General features: G+C 70.0%; 16 protein-coding genes. 5 read left to right on the forward strand and 11 right to left on the reverse strand.

What is annotated here, in order from left to right; genetic code table 11:
- Nucleotides 1-147: 147 nt before the first annotated feature.
- The 5 genes from fxsT to ACWEN6_RS11995 form a co-directional block, all read right to left on the reverse strand.
- Nucleotides 148-3,237, reverse strand: a complete 3,090-nt coding sequence (gene fxsT, locus ACWEN6_RS11975; protein WP_452570195.1) for an FxSxx-COOH system tetratricopeptide repeat protein — start codon at nt 3,235-3,237, stop codon at nt 148-150.
- Nucleotides 3,238-3,281: 44 nt separating this feature from the next.
- Nucleotides 3,282-3,755, reverse strand: a complete 474-nt coding sequence (locus ACWEN6_RS11980) for a toll/interleukin-1 receptor domain-containing protein (protein WP_452570196.1) — start codon at nt 3,753-3,755, stop codon at nt 3,282-3,284.
- A 211-nt stretch (nt 3,756-3,966) separates the two neighbouring features.
- On the reverse strand, nt 3,967-4,167 hold the full coding sequence (locus ACWEN6_RS11985; RefSeq protein WP_452570197.1) for a DUF397 domain-containing protein: 201 nt from the start codon (nt 4,165-4,167) through the stop codon (nt 3,967-3,969).
- A gap of 36 nt (nt 4,168-4,203) precedes the next feature.
- Nucleotides 4,204-4,407, reverse strand: a complete 204-nt coding sequence (locus ACWEN6_RS11990) for a DUF397 domain-containing protein (protein WP_452570198.1) — start codon at nt 4,405-4,407, stop codon at nt 4,204-4,206.
- Between the two features lie 10 nt (nt 4,408-4,417).
- Nucleotides 4,418-5,269, reverse strand: a complete 852-nt coding sequence (locus tag ACWEN6_RS11995) for a helix-turn-helix domain-containing protein (protein WP_452570199.1) — start codon at nt 5,267-5,269, stop codon at nt 4,418-4,420.
- Nucleotides 5,270-5,603: 334 nt separating this feature from the next.
- On the opposite strand from ACWEN6_RS11995, the gene ACWEN6_RS12000 reads away from it, so the two are divergent.
- Entirely contained in the window at nt 5,604-6,521 is a 918-nt protein-coding gene (locus ACWEN6_RS12000) for an ATP-binding protein (RefSeq protein WP_452570200.1), read from the forward strand.
- Between the two features lie 29 nt (nt 6,522-6,550).
- Here the strand turns inward: ACWEN6_RS12000 and ACWEN6_RS12005 are convergent, their stop codons facing one another.
- The 3 genes from ACWEN6_RS12005 to hppD form a co-directional block, all read right to left on the reverse strand.
- Nucleotides 6,551-7,987, reverse strand: a complete 1,437-nt coding sequence (locus ACWEN6_RS12005) for a M1 family metallopeptidase (protein WP_452570201.1) — start codon at nt 7,985-7,987, stop codon at nt 6,551-6,553.
- 32 nt (nt 7,988-8,019) lie between these two features.
- Entirely contained in the window at nt 8,020-8,610 is a 591-nt protein-coding gene (locus ACWEN6_RS12010) for an RDD family protein (RefSeq protein WP_452570202.1), read from the reverse strand.
- A 240-nt stretch (nt 8,611-8,850) separates the two neighbouring features.
- Complete coding sequence (gene hppD, locus ACWEN6_RS12015; RefSeq protein ID WP_354840007.1) at nt 8,851-9,951, reverse strand: 4-hydroxyphenylpyruvate dioxygenase; 1,101 nt, start codon at nt 9,949-9,951, stop codon at nt 8,851-8,853.
- A gap of 102 nt (nt 9,952-10,053) precedes the next feature.
- Here hppD and ACWEN6_RS12020 point away from each other — a divergent pair, with 102 nt between their 5' ends.
- From ACWEN6_RS12020 to ACWEN6_RS12030, 3 genes are all read left to right on the forward strand, one after another.
- The gene (locus ACWEN6_RS12020; RefSeq protein ID WP_354840009.1) at nt 10,054-10,533 is read left to right on the forward strand and encodes an Lrp/AsnC family transcriptional regulator; all 480 of its coding nucleotides are present in this window, start codon (nt 10,054-10,056) and stop codon (nt 10,531-10,533) included.
- A gap of 159 nt (nt 10,534-10,692) precedes the next feature.
- Nucleotides 10,693-12,825 (forward strand): transglycosylase domain-containing protein, encoded by a 2,133-nt coding sequence (locus ACWEN6_RS12025; RefSeq protein WP_452570203.1) that lies wholly within the window; start codon nt 10,693-10,695, stop codon nt 12,823-12,825.
- Between the two features lie 305 nt (nt 12,826-13,130).
- Nucleotides 13,131-13,739 carry a fascin domain-containing protein gene (locus ACWEN6_RS12030; RefSeq protein WP_452570204.1) on the forward strand — a complete coding sequence of 203 codons (609 nt, stop codon included), beginning with the start codon at nt 13,131-13,133 and terminating at the stop codon, nt 13,737-13,739.
- Between the two features lie 232 nt (nt 13,740-13,971).
- Here ACWEN6_RS12030 and ACWEN6_RS12035 read toward each other — a convergent pair whose 3' ends face one another.
- Nucleotides 13,972-14,352: a hypothetical protein gene (locus ACWEN6_RS12035; RefSeq protein ID WP_452570205.1), complete on the reverse strand. Its 381-nt coding sequence runs from the start codon at nt 14,350-14,352 to the stop codon at nt 13,972-13,974.
- A gap of 273 nt (nt 14,353-14,625) precedes the next feature.
- A complete protein-coding gene (locus ACWEN6_RS12040; RefSeq protein ID WP_452570206.1) occupies nt 14,626-16,590 on the reverse strand; it encodes a thioredoxin domain-containing protein in 1,965 nt (654 codons plus the stop codon).
- A gap of 580 nt (nt 16,591-17,170) precedes the next feature.
- Here ACWEN6_RS12040 and ACWEN6_RS12045 point away from each other — a divergent pair.
- Nucleotides 17,171-21,202 (forward strand): carboxypeptidase regulatory-like domain-containing protein, encoded by a 4,032-nt coding sequence (locus tag ACWEN6_RS12045; protein WP_452570207.1) that lies wholly within the window; start codon nt 17,171-17,173, stop codon nt 21,200-21,202.
- A gap of 162 nt (nt 21,203-21,364) precedes the next feature.
- On the opposite strand, the gene ACWEN6_RS12050 is transcribed toward ACWEN6_RS12045, so the two are convergent.
- Entirely contained in the window at nt 21,365-22,375 is a 1,011-nt protein-coding gene (locus ACWEN6_RS12050; RefSeq protein WP_452570208.1) for a helix-turn-helix domain-containing protein, read from the reverse strand.
- Between the last annotated feature and the right edge of the window lie 244 nt (nt 22,376-22,619).

The raw sequence follows: 22,619 nt of genomic DNA on the forward strand, positions 1-22,619 counted from the left end.
TGGAGAGCCCACCTCGTACGACTCTGGACTCGCCGACCACGTCGCAGAACAGTGAGCAGCGGCGCCGGTAGACCCTCTGTGGGGCTGCCTTACCTCATCTGGCGGACGCTTCTGGACGAGAGGGCCTGGTGGACCCATGCGGGCAGGCTATTTCTTGCGTTTCGACGGGCGGCGGTTGGCCGGCTTGCCTCCGCCGAAAAGGAAGCGCTTGATGCGTTCCTTGATGCTCTTCTGCTCTCCGCTCAGCCTGCTGGGTGGTTCCTTCGACAGCCAGGAGAGGTTCTCAATGACGACGGAGTTCTTCCTGTTCGCTTCATGAGGCGCGTCAAGGAGAGACACCAGCTGCCAGGCGATACGGGATGTGAGCGTGCTCTTCCTGCCGTAGGCCCGTTGGCTGGCAGTGAGAGCGTCAACGAGTAAGGACTGCGCTTTCGCCGTTTCGCCTTGTGCGTCAAGGATGGTAGCGAGGTTGGCGGTCGCGTTGAGGGTGTCGGGGTGTTCGTCGCCGAGGAGTCGGCGGCGGGCGTCGAGCACCTGTTCTTGGAGGGTGCGGGCATGTTCGTATTCGCCCAGTGCCCGGAGGGTGACGGTGTGGTTGCTGGTCGCGGTGATGGTGTCGGGGTGTTCGTCGCCGTGCAGTCGGCGGCGGGCGTCGAGCACCTGTTCTTGGAGGGTGCGGGCGCGGTCGTACTCGCCTTGTGCGTGGAGGGTGGCGGCGAGGTTGGTGATCGCGTTGAGGGTGTCGGGGTGTTCGTCGCCGAGGAGTCGGCGGCGGGCGTCGAGCACCTGTTCTGTCATGGTGCGGGCGCGGTCGTACTCGCCTTGTGCGTCGAGGATGGCGGCGAGGTTGGCGGTCGCGGTGAGGGTGTCGGGGTGTTCGTCGCCGAGGAGTCGGCGGTAGGCGTCGAGCACCTGTTCTTGGAGGGTGCGGGCGCGGTCGTACTCGCCTTGTGCCTGCAGGGTGGCGGCGAGGTTGATGATCGCGTTGAGGGTGTCGGGGTGTTCGTCGCCGAGGAGTCGGCGGCGGGCGTCGAGCACCTGTTCTGTCATGGTGCGGGCGCGGTCGTACTCGCCTTGTGCGTCGAGGGTGGCGGCGAGGTTGGCGGTCGCGGTGAGGGTGTCGGGGTGTTCGTCGCCGAGGAGTCGTCGACGTGCTTCCAGAACTCGCTCCTCCAGGATGCGAGCCCGTTGGTACTGTCCGGCGGTCCGGAGGAGGGTTGCCTGGTAGGACGAAGCGGTGACGGTTTCGAGGTCCTCCGCGCCAAGGACCGTGGTGAAGGTCTCGACGAGCCGATCCTGCAGTTGAGTGGCCTCTGCCCATTGACCTTGGACATAACGGGCCTCAACGAGATCTCGGCCGGCGCGTAGCGTGTCTACATCGTCTTCTCCGAGCTTCCGGATTCTGGCGTGATAGACCTCCTCCTGCGCTTGCCCCGCCCCGTGACGGTCGCCTTGACTCAGCAGGATCAGTCCCTGGGTGTTGCGGCAGCGGAGATACTCAAGAGCATCGGTGGGAAGCTGCTTCGCCGACGTTAGCGCGTCCTCGACGACCGCAGCCGCCCGGTCCGATCTTCCCCGGACCAGGAGATATCGCGCGACCCGGTCCAGCAGGTCGATCGTCCCCATGATGTCGACGCGGAGCCGCCGGGCGTGCTGTGCGCTTGAGAGAGCGTGGGCGAGCATCGTTTCGCACGTCGGCCAAGACGTGGGGTTACGAACCTCAATGGGAAACGTGGTGCTCATAGTCGCGAGCGCAAACCCTGCCCAGAGAGGCTCGTCGGCGGCGAGTTCGGTGCGCGTGACGGCTTGCACCATTCGATGGATCGACATCAGGCCGTCACCGGTCTTGGCCAGCGAATACTCCCGAAGGGCCTGCGTGGCCTCGGTGCGGCTGAACGGGTTCGTCAGCGCCTCGGCCAGCTCGGCAGGCATGTCCGCTACCGGAACGAGCCGGTCCAACGGGATCGCCTCGGCTCCGAGAAACGCCGTGAGGCGGAGCAAGGACACGGCGGCCGGGGACCGGTCGGCCAGACGGTCGAAGGACACCCGCCACGTGGACGCGATCGTCGCCTGGTGGTTCCCGGCTGGTCCCCGCATGAACAGTTCCGGCGACTGCTTGTGGAGGTGGTCGAGGTAGTCGGTGGCGGACATTCCATCCGCGATGACGCTCGCCGCCTGTGCCAGCGCCAGAGGCAGACACCCCAGGGCCTCCGCCAGGTCCTTTGCCGTGTCAGCACTGGTTATCCCTCCCCACTGCCGCAGATAGTCCACCGCGGCGGGGACGGGGAGAATGTCGAGGTGCCGGAGTTCCGCATGGGGCCATTCCGGCCGCCGGGAGGTGATGAGCACATGCCCCATGTGCCGCTCAGGGATCAGCGGCAAGATCTCGCCGGGGTCCTCGGCGTTGTCGAAGATCAGCAGCCAGTTCTTACGGCGGCGCAGCTCTTGGCGAAGGGCTGCTATCGCTTGGTCGTCTTTCTCGAATGGCAAACGCAGCTCGGTAGCGAGTTCGGCGTAGTCTCCCCGCAAAGTGGTCGGGTCCTCGGCCCGCACCCACCACACCAGGTCGTACGCGACGCCGTGCCGAAAGGCGTATTCGACGGCGACCTGGGTCTTGCCCATCCCACCCAGGCCGGTTATCGCCTGGACGGCGGAAGTCGGGCGATTGGCTCGCAGGGCACGGTACAGATCGGCCAGCGTGTCATCGCGTCCGATGAAACGGGGGTCCGGACGGTGTCCGCGAAGTTCGTACACCCCCTGCTCGGCACCAGGAAATCGGACCCGCTTTTCCGACTTGTTCGGGAAGCCGGCTCGTGCGACCCGCTCCGCGTGCTCGGCCACCCCGGCCAGCAGTCGGCGCCGCCCCTCCTCCTCGTCCACGCCGCACAGGTCGATCGGCACGAGCGCCGCTATCGTCGGCGGGATGTCGCCATCGCCCTCGTCCACCCGGATGGGGATCAGGGCTCGTTCCTTGCCCTGAAGTCCTTGGTACTGGGCGGCGGTGCGGGCTGCCACCTCCGTGTCATGCTCGGCGGACATGACGTAGAGGGTGTGGCGACACGTGGACAGCGCCTCGTCGATCTTGTCGAGGCGGTTGTCCCCGGGCCGGATGTCCCACGCCTTGAGGATCACCCCGTATCCGGCGCTTTCCAGTTCAGCCGCGATCCACTCCGCCCATTGCACGTCGGTGTCCGCGTGACTGACGAAGAACTCCGCGGTGTATTCGGTATCCGACACAGAATCTCCTGGGCTCCGCCGCCTGACCTGCTTCTACCGGGGGATCAACGGTCCGAAGCGCCTGGGAATCGAGGGTTACGTGGTACTCGGCTCACCGTGTCGGCGACGCCGGCCAGCAGTCGATCGCGGGCCTCGTTCTCCGCCACGCCCACTAGGTCGATGTAGACCAACGGCCCGAGCAATGGGGCGACGTCACATTCGGCGACCCTCACCGGAATGAACCGCCGAGGTTCACCGAGCAACGTCTGGCGATAGGCCGCCGTCCACTCCGCTCGGGTGAAGAGAGAAGCGAGATAGTTGGGCGAGAGCACACCCAGAGTGCGCCGACAGGTCGCCAGAGCGTGGTCCATCTCTGACATGAAATTATCGCCAGGGCGGAAATCCCATGCCTGAATGGTGATGGTGTATCCAGCGGTCTCAAGTGCTCCGGCGATCCACGTCGCCCAGTCCTCATCCTTCCCGTTGTAAGTGATGAAGAAGTCCTTCGACTGGCTCGCAACCGGACCGTTCTCCACCATGGTGCCTTCCGCTGACGCTGGGATGGTCCGCACAACTCTACGCAACATGCCAGCACGCAACGTACCAATGCCGATGAGGTGGGCGAGATGTCCCGGGTTTCAGTCCGGATTCCGGATTAAGTGACTGCCGAAACCATTGATCGGCTCCTGCTGCCCGTCAGTGAGGGCAGCGATCCATGCTCTGCCCATTTCGCCTACGGTCCCCTCAACGCTATGGGCTGACGAACCGGCCGGTCTTGGTGTCGCTGACGAAAGCTCGCCACTCGCTAGCGGTGAATCGCAGCACCGGGCCGGTGGGGTTCTTGCTGTCCCGGATGACTTGATCTCCTTGAGGGAGATGTGCTACCTCGACGCAGTTGTCGTCTGTTCCGCTGTAGCTGCTCTTCCGCCAGGTGTGTGTGCCTTGGTCCATGTTTCGCCTACTTCGTCTGTTGGCACGTCACTGGTGTCATGGGTTGGCGAACCGGCCGGTCTTCGTGTCGCTGATGAATGCTCGCCACTCGTCGGCGGAGAACCACAGCACTGGCCCGCCGGGGTTCTTGCTGTCGCGGAGGGCTGTTCCGCCTTCGGGGAGAGGCGCCACTTCCACGCAGTTGTCGTTCGACGTGCTCCGAGAACTCTTGCGCCAGGCGAGCGGGGCGCTGTGGTCCACTGATTCGCCTCTATTCCTGTTGTAGTCGCTCGTGGAGCTCCGACAGGTACCGTACTGACTCGTCAGGTGGCAATGCCGACGCCTGTGCCTGGCTGAAGGTGAGGGTGTAGCGCTGGATCTCCTCGGGGGTCTCCAGCCAGAGACTGTCGGTCAACGTAGCCAGATGGATCAGGCTCGGATCGTCGGGGGATGGGAAATCCAGGATAACGAATGGGCCGTCCAGCGCGGAGTGGGCGCCCACGGAGTTCGGCAACACCTGGATGGTGATGTTGGGTTGTCTTGCCAGTTCCAGCAGTTGGCGTGCCTGGTCGCGCATGACATCGCGACCGCCGATCATTTTCAGGAGTGCCGCCTCGTCGATGACCGCTACCAGTGTGGGCGGGTCCTGGCGCCTGAGGATCTCCTGTCGCGCGAGTCTGGCGTGAACGTGGCGCTCAAACACCGTTTCGTGTAGTACCTGCCCACCTCGGAAGATCGCCATCATGTAGGCCGAGGTTTGGAGCAGGCCGGGGATGACCACGGCCTCATAGGTACGGATCATGGACGCGCCGGCCTCGAAGTCGGGGAGCGAGGTCCGGAAGACGTCCTGATAGTCGGCCCACCAACCCCGCTGCCGTGACTCGCGGGCAAGAGTGAGCAGTGCATCTCGCCGACGCTCGTCCGTCACTCTGTAGAGATCGAGCAGTCCTCGAATGTCGTGCGGAGCGGGCCGCTTCCATTCGTCGCGTTCCATCCGCGTGATCTTCGAGGGGTCCCAGTCCAACTGCTTGGCGACCTCGGCTGCGGTGAGCCCGGATTCGACACGCAGTTGTCGTAGGGCGGCAGAAAGCCGTCGCCGCTTGACGGTAGGGCTGTTGGACATGGTTCTCCCGGCGTATGACGACGAATGGAATGCAAAGCTCTAATCAGACAATTACCCGTAACTCAAATTACGTCTTGCAAGTTGAGGGCTGCGCCTTCACTATGGTCGCACGACTCGTCGCAGAGGGTGAGCGTGTTACGGCGGCGATCTAGGTGGCGTTCATCATCGGTGACGCACTCTGATCACTCTGAGGGTGCGTGCTTACCTGTAAAGATCCTCCAAGTAGTAACGAATGTCTGGATTGTCAATCTGACTCAAATTGCCAATACAGAAACCGATTCATCCGGTGATGCAAACGCACGAGCCCTTGGTCGAGCCGGAAGGGAGTGGTGGTGTGACCGGGTACGGGCACCAGGTGCGGCCGAAGGGGCGGCATCGGCAGGGGGCGGGGTTCGAGCAGGTCGTCCGGCGGCAGTGGGACCTGGCGGAACGAGCCGCCGCCCACCAGTTGGATCTGCTGGAGCCCGGATGGACGGTCCTGTACGGCGTGGGTACGCGCCGCTTCTACGCCCTCGCCACCTGGCCTGCCCCGGAGGCGGTGATCGTTCAGGCGCGGGACACGGACGAGCTGCGTCACCTGATGCGCGAGGCCGAACAGATCACGTGGCTGGGCGGCGAAGCCGGCGTTTCCTCGCTCGTGGCCGACCGCTCCGGCCGGACGACTCACTCACCGCTGCATACGTCACGCATTCGGCAAGGAGCCTTGATGCCAGAGACGCCGGACGGTCTTCGCACCGTCTGCTGGGACCTGCCGCACGACCTGTCGATGGTCGGCAAGGTCCGTCGCATCGTCGTCGACACCCTGAACGCCTGGGACCTTCAGGATCTCGCGGATGACATCGTTCTGGTCGTCAGCGAGTTGTTGGCGAACGCGGTGACCTATGGAGAGGCCCCGATCCGGCTCTCCTTGTGGGCCCTGCCAGGAGAGTTCTGCGTCCGTGTCACCGATCACGGCCCCGACCGGCCGCGTCATCTGGACCTCGACCTCGACGCCCTCCACGGACGCGGCCTAGCCATCGTCGCCGCCCTCGCACACGATCACGGCATCACTCCGCTCGCCGATCGCCACGGCAAGACCGTCTGGGCCCGCTGGAGGCTCGAACTCAGGAACGCCGAGATCATCACCGGCGACTCGTCCGCCGAGCGGCTGATCGTTCGTGACCTGCCGTTCGTCGGATTGCTTGAGGCGGAGCCCGATCTCGCGGAACGTTCGGAGGAGAATCTCTCCGTGGAGGACGATCACTCTTTGTGATCGACACATAAGGCCGCCGACCGGCGCGGCTACTGGAGGGTGGGGCGGGTGGGTTTGTAGAGCCAGGCGTCGAAGAGGCTGGTGAGGGGCTTGCCGCTGAGTTTTTCGGCGAGGGTGACGAAGTCGGCGGTGGTGACGCCGCCGTAGCGGTGCTCGTCGGTCCAGGTGCGCAGGAGCTTGAAGAAGGTGTCGTCGCCGATCCGGCGGCGCAGGGCCTGCAGGGTCATGGCGCCGCGGACGTAGACCGAGTTGTTGAACAGGTCATCGCGCTGGGCGGCGCCTGGGGGATACTTCCACATCGGCGCTTCCTTGGCCGAGTAGTAGTCCTGGAAGGTCTTGTCGGCGGTGGTGCCGCCGTTGTGCTCGCTCCACAGCCACTCGGCGTAGGTGGCGAAGCCCTCGTTGAGCCACAGGTCCTTCCACCGGGTGATGCTCAGGCTGTCGCCGAACCACTGGTGGGCCAGTTCGTGGGCGATGATGCCCTGGTCGGGCTGGAAGCCGCCGTACATGGGCTTGGTCTGGTTCTCCAGCGCGTAGCCGGCCGAGAAGTCGTCGATGACCCCGCCGGTCGAGGAGAACGGGTAGGGCCCGAACACCGTGGACCAGTAGTCGGTGACCTTGGCCGAGGTCTTGAACAGGAAGCCGAGGTCGTCGCGGAAGGCCGGGTCGGTGGCGGCGTACACCGGGATGCCGCCGGGTGAGCGGCCGGTCTTGACGTCGAACTTCCCGAGCGTGATCGTCGCCAGGTAGCTCGCCATCGGGTGCGTCTCGCTCCAGGAGAAGCTGGAGCGCCCGCCCGAGGTGACCGGGGCGCCGCGCATCTCGCCGTTGGCGACGACCGTGATGCCGCTCGGCACCGTGACGTCGAAGTCGTAGGTCGCCTTGTCGGCGGGATGGTCGTTGCACGGGAACCAGGTCCTGGCGCCGTTGGGCTCGCTGGTGACGAACGCGCCGTCCTTGGTGGGGATGAAGCCGTAGGTGCCCAGGTTGGAGGAGTTGCGGACGGGGTCGGGCCGGCCGCCGTAGTCGACGGCGACCGTGAACACCGCGCCCTTGGCCAGCATGGCGGCCGGGTCGATGACCAGTTCGTCGCCCTTGCGAGTGAAGGTGGCGGGCCGTCCGTCCACGCTGACCTTGTGGACGGTGAAGCCGTGCAGGTCGAGGTCGAAGCGGGACAAACCCTGCGTGGCGCGGGCCCTGACCTCCGCGGTGCCCGAGAGGTTCTTCACCGCCGGGTCGTAGGAGAGCCGCAGCCCGTAGTGCTCGACGTCGTAGCCGCCGTTGCCGTCGGTGGGGAAGTCGGCGTCGCCGATGCCGGCCGCGCCGATCGTGCCGTCCTTCGACGACTGGGCGTCGGGCGCCCCGCTGGGCGCGGTCGCCCCGTTCGAGGGCGCGCAGGCGTTCAGCACGACGACCCCGGCCGACAGCAGGGCGGTGGTCATCCGCCGTGGACCCTTGAGCTGCATGTCAGGCAGCCTACGTGAAAAACCGCAGGTCATCAGGCGTCTACGACAATGGTGGAGGCGGCTTTGTCGTGCAGGGCCTGCTTTTTTCCGTCGAACAGGATCCACAGCAGATCGACCAGGCCCAGGCAGCACACCACGCCGAAGATCCCGTAGACGATCTCGCGGACCGCCACCTGCCCGGCCGAGACCCGCTCTTGGGTGGGGAACTGCACGACCCGCAGGCGAAAGAGTTTCTTGCCGACGGTCTGGCCGTTCCAGAAGGCCGTGAGCAGCCAGTAGTACAGGAACCAGACGACCGCGACGCCGAGGCCGTTGACGGTGCGGACGGCCTCCAGGCTGCCGTCGGCGGCCCGCACGGTCAGGGTCGTGGAGAACGGCGAGGTCAGCACGCTCACGATCACGAGGTCCAGCAGCCCGGCGAACAGCCGGCGCCAGCGCCCGCCGAGCGGGGCGCCCCAGGGCCCGTACGGTGGTCCGCCCTGGTCGTACCCCTCCCAGGGGCGCGCGCCGGACGGCCCCGCGGGGCCGTAGGGGGTCTCCGGGGTCCCATACGGCGGCCCCCCGTGCGGCTCGTGCGGCTCGTCCGGGGGGCCGTCGTACGGTCCGCCTCCTGGTGATCTCATGAGTGACTGATCGCCGGGAAGCGGTGGCGCCAAACCGGGGCGGGGGCGTGCCCCGGTTCGGCGCCGTCCACGGCCGCGCGCGGCGCGGCCGTGCGTGGTGCACGGCCATGTGGGGGTTCATGGCCGCATGTGGTGCACGGCCATGTGGGGGGTCATGGCCGCTTTGGGTGCACGGCCACGTGGGGGGTCATGGCCGCAGGGAAGGCGCGGCCATGGGAGGGCATGGCCGCGCGGGGAGGGTCAGAGGTTGCCGCGCCTGGCCTGCTCGCGCTCGATGGCCTCGAACAGCGCCTTGAAGTTGCCCTTGCCGAAGCCGAGGGAGCCGTGCCTCTCGATGAACTCGAAGAACACCGTGGGCCGGTCCTGCACCGGCTTGGTGAAGATCTGCAGCAGATAGCCGTCCTCGTCGCGGTCCACCAGGATGCGGTGCCGCTTCAGCTCCTCGATCGGCGCGCGGACCTCGCCGATGCGGGCGCGCAGCGCGGGGTCGTCGTAGTAGGAGTCGGGCGTGTCCAGGAACTCCACCCCGGCGGCGCGCATCCGCTCGACGGTGCGCACGATGTCGTTGGTGGCCAGGGCGATGTGCTGGACGCCGGGTCCGCCGTAGAACTCCAGGTACTCGTCGATCTGCGACTTCTTGCGGCTGACCGCCGGCTCGTTCAGCGGGAACTTGACCTTGCGGGTGCCGTTCGCGACGACCTTGGACATCAGCGCGGAGTACTCGGTGGCGATGTCGTCGCCGATGAACTCGGCCATGTTGGTGAAGCCCATGACGCGCTTGTAGAACTCCACCCACTCGTCCATCCGGCCGAGCTCGACGTTGCCCACGCAGTGGTCGATGGCCTGGAAGTACCGCTTGTCCGGCGGCTCGACCAGCGGGGCGGCGGCGACGTAGCCGGGCAGGTAGACGCCGCTGTAGTTGGCGCGGTCGACCAGGGTGTGGCGGGTCTGGCCGTAGGTGGCGATGGCGGCCATGACGACCTTGCCGTGCTCGTCCTCGACGACGTGCGGCTCGGCCAGGCCGCGGGCGCCGGCGGCGACCGCGTGCGCGTAGGCGGCCTCGACGTCGGGCACGTCCAGCGCCAGGTCGATGACGCCGTCTCCGTGCTCGGTCACGTGCCGGGCGATCTCGGTGCCGGGGCGCACCGAGCCGCGCAGTTCGAAGCGCGCGCTGCCGGAGGTGAGCACGTACGCCACCTCGTCCCGGCTTCCCGTCTCGGGGCCCTTGTACGCGACCAGGCGCATACCGAAGGCCGAGGAGTAGTAGTGGGCCGCCTGCTTGGCGTTGCCCACGGCGAACACCACCGAGTCCATGCCGTGTACGGGAAATACATCGCTCATGGGGCCACTTTCCGGCCGGATGGCTGGAATGCGCAAGTGTTACCCGAAATGGTGGGCAGATTGCCTAGCGGAGAGTCGGAAACGCCGGTAATCCTGTACACCATGACGATCGATGAGCTGGACGCCCGGTTGATCGCGCTGCTCGCCGCCGAGCCGCGCGTGGGCATCCTGGAGGCGTCGCGCAGGCTCGGGGTGGCGCGCGGCACGGTGCAGGCGAGGATGGACCGCCTGACGGCGAGCGGCGTGATCACCGGGTTCGGCCCGGACGTGGACCCCGCCGCGCTCGGCTACCAGGTGACCGCGTTCGTCACCCTCCAGATCAGACAGGTCAGCGGCCACGAGCCCGTCGCGGGGCTGCTCGCCTCCATACCGGAAGTGCTGGAGGTCCACACGATCACGGGTGGTGGTGACATGCTGTGCCGTGTGGTCGCGCGGAGTAACGCCGACCTGCAACGGGTCATCGACCTGATCGTGGACGTCGAGGGGGTGGTGCGCACGTCGTCGGTGATCGCGCTGGACACGCCGGTCGCCTACCGGGTGCTGCCCCTGGTGGCGGAGGTCCCACGCCGCCGCGACCGTTGAACGGACCCGCCGCTCGACGGACGGCGCACCGTTACGTATCGTTTACCGTAGGACGATCCGCCCAGCTTACGGGGGTTTGCTGAGCAGTAGATCGGGGGTTGCGCCGTGCGGGACGCAGACAGGAAGCGCCGTTTCAGGCGGCGTCTCCTCCGCCGCTTCGTGATCGCCGGTGGCATCGTCGTGCTCTGCCTGGCCGCCCTGTTCGCCGTGGCCTGGGTGCTCACGCCGATCCCGGACACCACCCAGAAGGACGCGACCGCGCAGGGTTCGCTGATCTACTACCGCGACGGCAAGACCGTGCTCGCCCGGCAGGGCGTCAACCGCAAGAACGTGGACATCGACAAGGTGCCCCAGGTGGTCCGCGACGCGGTCATCGCCGTCGAGAACCGCACGTTCTACCAGGACCAGGGCGTGTCGATCGAGGGCACGGCCCGCGCCATGTGGTCGACGGTGACCGGCAACCAGATCCAGGGCGGCTCGACGATCACCCAGCAGCTCGTCCGCAACTACTACAGCGGGCTGAGCCAGGAGCGGTCGGCCGTGCGCAAGCTCAAAGAGATCATGATCGCGCTCAAGGTCGACCAGTCGAGGTCCAAGTCCTGGGTGCTGGAGCAGTACCTCAACACCATCTACTTCGGCCGGGGCGCGTACGGCGTCCAGGCCGCCGCGCAGGCTTACTTCGGCAAGGACGTCGACAAGCTGACCGCCGCCCAGGGGGCCTACCTGGCGGCGGTGATCCAGCAGCCGTCGCGCTTCGCCGCCCCCCGAGGCGCCGACCTTTCCGCCGCCCGGGCCCGCTGGCAGGCGGTGGTCAAGGCCATGGTCGAGACGCGTGCGCTCGACCCCGCCGAGGCGGCCTCGCTGAGCTTCCCCACGCTCGCCAAGCTGAAGAACCCGCTCTCGCTCAACGGGCAGAAGGGGTACGTCCTGGCCCAGGTGCGGGCCGAGCTGAACCGCAGGGGCCTGTCCGACGAGGACATCCAGCAGGGCGGCCTGAAGATCACCACGACGTTCGACAAGAAGCTCATGGCCGCCGCCGAGCGCGCCGTCGAGGAGACCCTGCCCGAGGACACCTCCAGCAAGGTGCGCACCGGGCTCGCGGCCGTCGCGCCCGGCACCGGCGAGGTCGTCGCCTTCTACGGCGGCAGGGACTACGCCGCCAACCAGTACGACAACGCCTTCTCGGCCAAGGTGCAGGCCGGGTCCACCTTCAAGCCGTACACGCTGGCCGCCGCGCTGGAGGACGGCCTGGACCTCAACACCCGGGTGGAGGGCAACTCCCCGATCAGGGTGGCCTCGGCCAAGCAGCCCATCCCGAACTCCGGCGGCGCCTCCTACGGCTCGGCCATCGACCTGGTGGAGGCCACCCGCAACTCGGTGAACACCGCCTTCGTCGACCTCGCGCAGAAGGTCGGGCTGAGGAAGGTCGCCGCGGCCGCCGAGGCGGCGGGCATCCCGGCCGAGCAGATCGCCAAGCAGAAGGACTTCCCGACCTTCCCCCTCGGCACGGCGTCGGTGAGCGCCGTCCAGCAGGCGTCGGGGTTCGCCACGTTCGCCGCGGGCGGCGTCCACAAGGAGGCGCACGTCATCCGCTCGGTGACCGACGCCAAGGGCAAGACAAGGAAGTTCACCGTCCCGGGGGTCCGCGCCTTCAGCGAGGCCACCGCCGCCGACGCCACCTACGCGATGCAGCAGGTCGTCCAGAGCGGCACCGGCACCGCGGCCCGCCTGTACGACCGTCCGGTGGCGGGCAAGACCGGCACCAGCGACTCCTCCAGCGCGGTGTGGTTCGTGGGGTACACCCCGCAACTGTCCGCCGCGGTGAACATGTTCCGCGACGACAACAAGACCGTGAGCGTCCCCGGGTACGGCGCCCTGTTCGGCGGTTCGCTGCCCGCGCAGGTGTGGCGGGCGTTCATGTCCGAGGCGATGGCCGGCAAGCCGGTGGAGGACTTCCCCGGCTCGGCCTCCTACGACCCCTACGGCCGCGACGGCTGGGGCGGCTGGGGCGACACCGGCTGGAACGCCGACCGCGACACCGGCGCCCCGCCCACCGACCAGCCGACGGCGGGTCCGGACGGCACGAACGGTCCGAACGGCCCGCCGGACGTGACCCCGCCGAGCCATGACCCGGGCGGCCCGGACGGCGACCGTCCCGACGCGCGGAACGCCCCCGACGGAGACCCGAACGGCGGCGGCCCCGAGGGCGGTCCGGACGGCGGCCCCAACCCGCCCAATCCGCCCGACCAGCAGGGGCCCGACGACCTCCCCGCGGACCTCCCGCCCGGCTGACGCCACTGGACGGTCTTCACCCCGGACGGCCCCATCGCCCGATCACGGCGCCTTCGGCCGCGGTCTCCCGCTGATCACGGCGCCTTCAGCCGCGGTCTTTCGCTGATCTGACGCCCCGTCACCACCGCCTTGCGAGCCGGCCGTCGCCCATGCCCTGACAGACCACGAGCTGCTCCTGATAAGGAAAAAGTGCGCAGATGCGGGCGGTATTAGTCCATCGAGCCACAGACCCGCCCACCCGTACCGTTTCCGGCGGCCGCTTGATCGCGGCAGGTAGTCGCACAAGATCGTGGGAAAGAGGAAACGTGAGATTCACCAATGGCTTCCGCGCGTGCGGCATGGCCGTGGCGGCGGGGGCGGTCGTGCTGGCCGCGGCGCCCGCGGGGTTCGCCGGCACGGCCGCGGCGTCGGCCCCGGCGGGCGGCAAGGTCATCAACCTGGCTCAGCTCGCGGCCCAGCGCGGCGGCGCGAGTGCCAAGGTCGCCGGCAACTGCTCGGAGGGGGGCCTGGCCTCCATCGGCGCGGGCTTCCTTCGGGTCAGCGCCGAACTGAAGTACGAGGGGGACACCAACAACGTGCTTCGCGCCCGGTCCGGCTCCACCGGTGACTGGGAGAAGTTCAGAATCTGCAACGAAGGCAAGTATTGGACGATCTATTCGTTGGCCGCCAAGCGTTATGTGACCGCCGAGATGGGCTACACGGGCCGCTTCATGGGCCTTCTCCGGGCGCGCGGGCTCAACGTCAACGACTGGGAGAAGTTCTGGGTCGATTGCACCCAGTCCTACTGCACCATAAAGTCCCTGTTCAACAACAAGTACGTGTCCGCCGAGGTGGGGTACACCGGCGCCGACTACGGGATGCTGCGGGCGCGCTCGACGGCCGTCAGCGACTGGGAGAAGTTCCAGGCCGCCTGATCGCCCGGCCGTGACCACGGACCGGAACCGCGCGATCTGAGATACGACCGCGCAAGGAAACCGAGCGGGAGGCGGGACGGTCTCACCTTCCGCTCAGCCCGGTCTTCGGCCCGGCGTCACCCGGGGAGATCGTCGCAGCTTTCCGCGCCCCTACGACCCGAGAGGGCCGGGGCGGCCGGGGGCCGGGTGGATCCGGCCCACGGCCCCGGGGCCCAAGGACGGGATCGGCCTGTCAGCGGTACGTCACGTGCCCTCTCCACGTGGCGGCGTCCTGCTGCGCCTTCGCGGTGGTGGTCAGGATCGTGTAGCCCACCTGGGCGAGCTGCTGCGCCTTCAGTTCCGCCGCCTTCAGGGCGAGGATCTGGGTCGATACCGGCGCGGAGACCCAGCTGCACGGGGTGGCGCAGGCCCGGGCCACCCCGGCCCGGACGTCCTCGCCCGCGGCCGCCGCGCTCATCACGGACTCGGTGACGGCTCCGGCGGCCGCCGCGGCGGCGCTGGTCCCGGCCGGTGGCGCGGTGCTCGCACCGGCCGCCGCCGGGCTCGCGAACAGCACCGCGCCGGCCATCGCCACGGCGGTCGTCGCGGCCAGTTTGTCGATCCACATTCGCACGGTCTCCTTCTCCGTCGCTGTTCCGGCGTGCCGTGCGCCCCTTTCCGACGCCGGCGGGAGCACGGCCCGCCCGGTGCTCCAGATCTACCGAGGGCCCTCCCAGGACGGCCATGATCGGGCGCGATCCTGTCCTACGACTTGGGACCTGTGTCGGTTCTGCCGGGTACGGGAACGAGGCGTGGCCGAGCGTCGCCGGGCATGCCGGAGGCGGTGGTGTCGCGGGGCATGCCGGAGGCGGTGGTGTCGCGCGGCGTCTGCGAACGGGGACCCGCGTCAGGAGATGGTGCGGAGTTCCTTGGACAGGTCGGCCGGGGTGGTCACCGGCATGCGGCAGGCGAAGTTGCGGCAGACGTACGCGGCCGGCCGGCCGTCGACCAGGCCGCGGCCCTCCATCAGCGGCACCCCGGCGTCGCCGAGCGCGATCACCGTGCCCGGGACGCCCGCCATGAGCGCGGCGCGGTGCAGCGCGGAGGTGCGCGGGTCGTCGAGGGCACCGGTGATCGCGACCTCGACCGGCCCGGCCAGGGCGGCCTCGGCCACGGCCAGCCCCCATCCGGCGAAGCGCGCGTGCCGGTCGGCGAGCGTCGTGACCGTGCCCAGGGCGGCCTCGGCGGCCTCTCTGTGACGTTCCGACCCGGTGAGCGCCGCGTACGTCAGCAGGGCCCCGGCCGCGGCGAACTGCCCCGACGGCGTCGCTCCGTCGGTCGGGTCCTGGGGCCGCTGGAACAGCCGCTCGCCGTCGTCGGCGGTGTCGTAGAACCCGCCGCGCCCGTCGGGGAACCGGTCGAGCACCGTGTCCAGCAGGGCGCCCGCCTCCCGGAACCACCGCGACTCCCCGGTGACCCCGTACAGGGCGAGGAACCCCTCGGCGACGTCGGCGTAGTCCTCCAGCACTCCCGCGTTGGCCCCCACCCGGCCGTCCCGCGAGGTGCGGGCCAGGCGTGAGCCGTCCAGGTGCACCCGGACGAGGAGCTCGGCGGCGGCGCGCGCCGCGCCCACCAGGTCGCGCCGGTCGAACAGCGCCCCGACCTCGGCCAGGGCGGCGATGGCGAGCCCGTTCCAGGCGGCCACCACCTTGTCGTCGCGGCCGGGCCGCACCCGGGCCGAGCGGGCCTTGAGCAGCGCTTTGCGGACGTCGGTCAGCATCGCCTGGTCGACCGGGTCCGACAGCAGTTGCAGCACCGAGGAGCCGTGCTCGAAGGTGCCCTCCTCGGTCACCGAGAACACCGAGGCGGCCCAGGCGCCGCGCTCCTCGCCCAGCGTCTCCCGCAACTGCTGGGGCGTCCAGACGTAGAACCTGCCCTCCTCGCCCTCGCTGTCGGCGTCCAGAGCCGAGGCGAAGCCGCCCTCCTGGGTGCCCAGCTCGCGCAGCAGCCACTCGGCGGTCTCCAGTGCGACGCGCCTGGCCGGCGGGGAGCCCGAGGCGCGCCACCAGTGGGCGTACACCCGCATCAGCAGGGCGTTGTCGTAGAGCATCTTCTCGAAGTGCGGGACCACCCAGCCGGCGTCGACGCTGTAACGGGCGAAGCCCCCGGCGAGCTGGTCGTACATGCCGCCGCGCGCCATCGCCTCCAGCGTCTTCTCGGCCATCGACAGCGCGCGAGGGGTGCCGTGCCTGAGCAGGAACTCCAGCACCATCGAGGGCGGGAACTTGGGTGCGCCGCCGAACCCGCCGCGGGCCGGGTCGAAGGTGCGGGAGAGGTCCTGCACCGCCCCTTCCAGCACCTCGCGCGTCGGCGTGGACCCGCGCGGCAGGTCCGCCCCCTGGCTCAGCGCGTCGACCACCTGGGACCCCTGGGCGAGCACGGCGTCGCGCTGCCCGGTCCACGCCTGCGACACTCCGGCCAGCAGTTGCTGGAAGCGCCGTCGAGGGAAGTAGGTGCCGGCGTAGAAGGGATGGCCGTCGGGGGTGGCGAACACGGTCATCGGCCAGCCGCCCTGGCCGGTCATCGCGGTGGTGGCGCTCATGTAGACGGCGTCCACGTCGGGACGCTCTTCGCGGTCGACCTTGACGTTCACGAACAGCTCGTTCATCATCTTGGCCGTCTCGGCGTCCTCGAAGGACTCGTGGGCCATGACGTGGCACCAGTGGCAGGCCGAGTAGCCGACGGAGATCAGCAGCGGCACGTCGCGCGCGCGGGCCTCGGCGAAAGCGTCCTCGCCCCATTGATGCCAGTGGACGGGATTGTCCGCGTGCTGCAGCAGGTACGGGCTCGTGGCGTCCTTCAGCCGGTTCATGGGACCTCTCCTGCGTCGGCGGAGCGTGCGTCCTGCGCGGGGCCGGCCGGACGGCGTGCCTGGTCATCCTCCCGCGCGATCCGTCTCACAGTAGACGGGCGCTCGACGGCCGCCACGGGGGGCGTGCCCACCGCGCTTCCTTCCCCGCTCACCTGTTCTCACTTCCCGGCGCAGGCCCGCTATCACCTCACCACGAGGAGGAACGCGTTGTGCCCTCGCCGCGCGTGCGGCTGGTTGTCGTGGCCGGCGCCGCGGGCGCGGCCGGTTTCGGGGCGTGCGGCGCCCACCTGGTGTCCTGACCCGGTCGGCGCCGTGCCTGGCCCAGCCCTCGCGTGTCCCTGGCGTGAACGCGTCACGGCACCATCCCGCCGCTTGGTGATATTGACGCTGTTGCCCCTGATGCCGGAGTTTCGGCTCCGAAGATGCACGATCTCCGCCGCCCGCCGCCAGGCCCGCGGCACCCCCTGGAGAGCAGGAGCGACCCCCTTTGCGTACCTGGACAGGACCAGCACCACGGCCATGGCCGGGGCGGAGGAGGGGCGGCCGTCGCGCGGGCCTGCTCGCCGCCGTCGTCCTCGCCGTGCTCACGCTGACCTCGCAACCCTCCCTGGCCGCGGCGGCGCAGGCCGCCCCCACCCCCGCGCCGGTCTCCACCCCCGCCCCGACGCCCGGTGGCCCGGGGGCGACGCCCGCGCCGGCCTCCACCCCGGACGCGGCGAGAGAGCGGGAGGCGGCCAAGGCCGCCGAGACGGCGCAGCCGTTGTGCGACGCCCCCGGCGAGGGCAGGGCCAGTTGCTTCGCGATGCGCCGCGGCCTGCCCGAGGGGGCCAGGCGCCGGACGGGCCCGATGGCCGCCGGCGCCACCCCCGACGGGCACGGCCCGGCCGACCTGCTCAGCGCCTACGACCTGCCGGCCGACGGCGGCGCGGGCCAGACCATCGCGGTCGTGGCCGCCTTCGACGCCCCGGCGGCCGAGGCCGACCTCGCCGTCTACCGCGCCCAGTACGGTCTGCCGCCGTGCACGACCGCGAACGGCTGCTTCCGCAAGGTGGACCAGCGCGGCGGCACCGAGTACCCGCAGGCCGACGGAGGCTGGGCCGGCGAGATCGCCCTGGACCTGGACATGGTGTCGGCGATCGCGCCGCGCGCGCGGCTGCTGCTCGTCGAGGCCGACTCCAACTTCCCCGTGGACCTCGGCATCGCCGTGGACCAGGCCGTCACGCTGGGCGCCAGGTTCGTCAACAACTCCTACGGCACCGCCCAGGAGTACCCCGACCAGGGGACGCTGGACGTGTACTACAACCACCCGGGGGTGGCCATCGTGGCGGCCTCCGGGGACGCGGGCTACGGCGCGTCCTACCCCGCGGCCTCGACGTACGTGACCTCGGTCGGCGGCACCTCGCTGGTGCGCGACGCCGGCACGGCGCGCGGTTGGTCGGAGAAGGTCTGGAACTCCCACTGGCGGTCCGGCGGCGTCGACCGCTGGGGCGCCCCCGGTTCGGGATGCTCGCGGTACGCGGCCAAGCCGGCCTTCCAGTCCGACACCGGCTGCGCCGGGCGCACGATCGCGGACGTCGCCGCCGTCGCCGACCCGGTGACCGGCGTCGCGGTCTACAACAGCTACTCCGACACCGGCTGGGCCGTCTACGGCGGCACCAGCGCCGCCTCTCCGATCATCACCGGCGTCTACGCCGTCGCCGGGACCCCGGTGGAGGGCACGGACGCCAACTCCTACCCCTACGCCGCGCGCGGCGCGCTGAACGACGTCACTCAGGGGGACAACGCCAGTTGCCCGGCGGGGCTGTGCGGTTTCGGCACCGAGCCGTCCTGTGACCCGGCGTACCTGTGCGTGGCGGGGGAGGGGTACGACGGCCCGACCGGGCTGGGCACGCCCAAGGGCGTCGCGGCCTTCCGCGGCGGCCCGCACGGGACGATCTCCGGCACGGTCACCGACGCGGCCACCAAGGCCCCGCTGGCGGGCGCCCTGGTCACCTTCGGCGACTACAGGGCGACCACGGGGACGGACGGCGCCTACCGCCTGGCCGTCCCGGCGGGCGCCTACCAGGGCGTCGTCAGCGCCTACGGATACCGGCAGGCGTCGCTGGACGGGGTGACCCTGGATGACGGCGCGGCCCTCACCCGCGATGTGGCGCTCGACCCGCTGCCCACGAAGACGATCTCGGGCACCGTCACCGACGGCGGCGGACACGGCTGGCCCCTCTACGCGAAGGTCACCATCGAGGGCGTGCCCGGCGCGCCGGTCAACACCGACCCGGCGACCGGCCGCTACAGCGTCAGCCTGCCGCAGGACGCCACCTACAAGCTGACCGTCACCGCGAACTACCCCGGCTACCTGCCCGCCACCACGTCGGTGACGCTCGGCCGCGCCGCGGTGACCGCGGACGTCTCCGTCCCGGTGGACACGGCGAAGGCCGGCGCCCCCGGGTACACGCTGAGCTACCACGGCGGCTCGGTCCAGGACTTCGAGACCCGGTCGGCCCCCGCGGGCTGGACGGTGAAGAACAACAACGACAACGGCGGCTGGGACTTCGACGACCCGCTCGGCCGGTCCAACCAGACCGGGGGCGGCGGCGGCTTCGCGATCGTCGACGACTTCCACCACGGCTGGGCCGAGGTGGACACCGAGCTGCGCAGCCCGTCCTTCGACCTGTCGCGCGAGAAGACGCCCGTCGTCGAGTTCGACACCCACTTCCCGCCGGTCCAGCGCATCGACGTCCCGACGGCCACCATGGACGTCAGCTTCGACGGCGGCGCGAACTGGTACACGCTGTGGAACTCGCCGCCGAGCATCGTCGGGCCCGAGCACGTGTCGGTGTCCCTGGCCCCGTTCGCCGGCAAGCGCGACGTGCGCGTGCGGTTCCACTACGTGGGCGGCCTGGGCAACATCTGGGAGGTCGACAGGGTGGCCGTCGGCACCCGCGTGTTCGGCCCGGCCGAGGGCGGTCTGGTCATCGGCAGGGTGACCGACGCCAACACCGGGGCCGGCGTGACCGGCGCCACCGTCTCGGCGCCCGGCGCGGCCCCCGCCACCAGCGTGGCCGCGCCGCAGGACCCGATCCACGGCGACGGGCTTTACTGGCTGTTCTCCCCCAGGACGGGCGAGCGGCGGATCACCGCGGACAAGGCGGCCTTCCACTATCCCGCGCTGGCCGAGCGGGTGAAGGTCACCAAGGGCGTCGCCCGCGCCGACTTCCCGCTGAAGGCGGGCCGGCTCGCGGTGTCCCCGGCCGCGCTGTCGGCCCCGGTCACCTGGGGCGAGAAGGAGAAGCTGAGGTTCACGGTGCGCAACACCGGCACCGCGCCCGCCACCGTGACGCTGGGCGAGCTGAACCGGTCGGCGGGCCAGGCGGCGGAGCAGGCCGCGGGGGCTCCGCTCAACCGGGTCAAGGTCGAGCGTGACCGGATCAGGCCCGGCGTCCTCGGCCGCGCGAACGGCAGGCTCGCCGCCCCGGCGCCCGGCGCGGTCACCACGCAGGACGGCGGCACCGCCTGGCAGCAGCTCCCCGCCATGCCGAAGCCGTCGATCGGCATGGTCGCCGGCCTCTACGACGGCAAGCTGTACGCCGGGCTGGGCAGGAGCACGGAGCTCACGAACTTCTCCGACCACTGGGCGTCCTACGACCCGCGTACCGGCGTGTGGACCACGCTGGCCGCGCCGGTGTACCGCCGCGCGACGGCGGCCGGCGGCTTCATCGACGGGCGCTTCTACCTCACCTCGGGCCGCAACGCCATGGGAGGCACCGTCGAGGCCACCGAGGTCTACGACCCCAAGACGGGCGCCTGGCGCACCGTCGCCCCGAACCCCCACCCGTACGGCTCCTCCGGCGCGGCGACCCTGGACGGGAAGCTGTACATCGTCGGCGGCTGCACGATGGGGACCGGCGGCGCGGAGGACTGCGACCACGGCGACGTCATGGTCTATGACCCGGCGGCCGACCGCTGGGCGAAGGCCGCCTCCTACCCCTACGGCGTCGACTCCCTGTCGTGCGGCGGCATCGGCGGCAGGCTGTACTGCGCCGGCGGTTTCACCCGTGAGGGCACCACGGCCAAGGCGTACGCCTACGACCCGGCCGTCAACGCCTGGTCGCCCATCGCCGACATGCCGGTGGACCTCGCGGTCTCCGCGTACGCCGCCGCCAACGGCGAGCTGCTGATCTCCACCGGCTACAGCTGGAGCCAGAACGCGATCACCAATGAGGGGTACGCCTACGACCCGGGCCTCGACACCTGGTCCCCGCTGCCCAACGCCCCGGTCACGGCGGTCTACGCCACCGGCGCCCCGGGGTTCTACCTGGTCGGCGGCATGGACGTCGCGACCGGCGAGCCGAGCGCCCAGGCGGTCAGGCTGCCCGGCTACGACCGGCCGTACGCCGACGTCCCGTGGCTGTCGGCGCGGGCGGGTACGAACCGGATCGAACCGGGGCACAGCACCACGGTCACCGTGGAACTGGACGCGGACCGGCGGGTCACCACGGTCGGCACGGAGTACACGGCGGCGCTGACCGTCGGAGGGGACACCCCGTACCCGTCGGCGTCGGTGCCGGTGAGCATGCGGGTGCGACCGCCCGGGCCCGGCGGCCACCAGGACTGACCGGGGCGGGCCCGGGCGACGCCGCCCGGGCCCGCCGTGACCTCCCCTGAACGGCCGGTCCCCGTGGGGCTCCACACCACTCCATCCCGCGGGGACCGGCGCACGCCTGAGGATGGGAGGGCCGTTGCGGCGTTCACGCGGCGTTCACGCCGTCACATCGCTTCACCCGGGCGCGTCGGGGTCCCACCAGCCGCGCCGGGCGGCCAGGACGCCGGCCTGGAAGCGACTGGTGGCCGACAGCCGGACCATGAGCGCCTGGATGCGGCGCTGGACGGTGCGGTGCCCCATGTCGAGCTGCCGGGCGATCGCCTCGTCCGGCAGGCCGAGGGCCAGCAGCGAGACGATGCGCCGCTCTTCCTCGCTGAGCGGCGGATCGCCGGGCGCGCCCGCCGGGTCCCCGTTCGCGGCGGCCTGGCCCGGCAGGAACGGCTGCGACTGGCGCCACAGCATCTCGAACAGGGTGGACAGGGCGTCCAGCAGCGAGGAGGGATGCACCAGAATGCACGAGTCGAGGACGCGGGGCGTCGCCCGCAGGGGGATCAGCCCGAGGTCGTCGTCGGCGAGGATCATCTTCATCGGCACGTTCGCCAGGACGCGGATCTCCTCCCCGGCGGCGACGCCCTCCTCCAGGTGGCGGGCCTGCCCGGCCGTCCGCAGGGTGCCGTGCTCGTGGATGAAGCGCCGCCGCACCGTGTGCTCCAGCACGTTCACCCGCGAGGAGACCCGTTCGCCGCCGATGGCCCGCGCGTACGGCGGGGCGTCGATGCCGCGGACGACCTTCTGGGCCCGGCGCAGCAACTGCTGTCCCGACCTCGCTACCGCTTCCGGGCCGGAGATGACCTCGATCAGCTCGGAGGCGTCCCCTCCGAATCGGGCCCTGCGGTGGCGCTCGCCCAGGTGGTGCGCGAGCGCGCGCACGCGCTTGATGTCGCGCTCACGCGACAGCAGCAGCACCTCGATGGCGGTCTGCGGGGGCAGCGCCGCGTAGCGCACCGGCTGGCCGGGCACCCGGGAGATCAGCCCGCGGTCCTCCAGGCGCTGGAGCACCGCGCCCATCACCTCCCGGTCGACGGTGGTGACCCCGGCGAGCTCGTCGGCGGTGAGCGGGTTGCCGTCGATCAGTGCCAGGTACGCTTCCTCGCCCCAGTGGTCGACCCCGAGGACTTCGAGCACGGTGACACCTCGCTCGCGCGCTCGCCGGCCGCCGTCCGTGAAAGGAGGCGGCTCAGGCGGTGGCGGTGACCAGCAGGGCGATGCCCAGAAGCACCACGATCGGGATCAGCCACATCACGGCCTCGATCGCGAATTCCTTGTACATGCGTCTTCCTCTCCCTAGGGATGATCGGGTGTGCCGTGAATGGCCCGCCGTGCAGCTTAACCGGACAATACGCGAGCTCCGACCCCCGGGCACGGATAT

The sequence above is a fragment of the Sphaerisporangium sp. NPDC004334 genome (assembly GCF_053602655.1).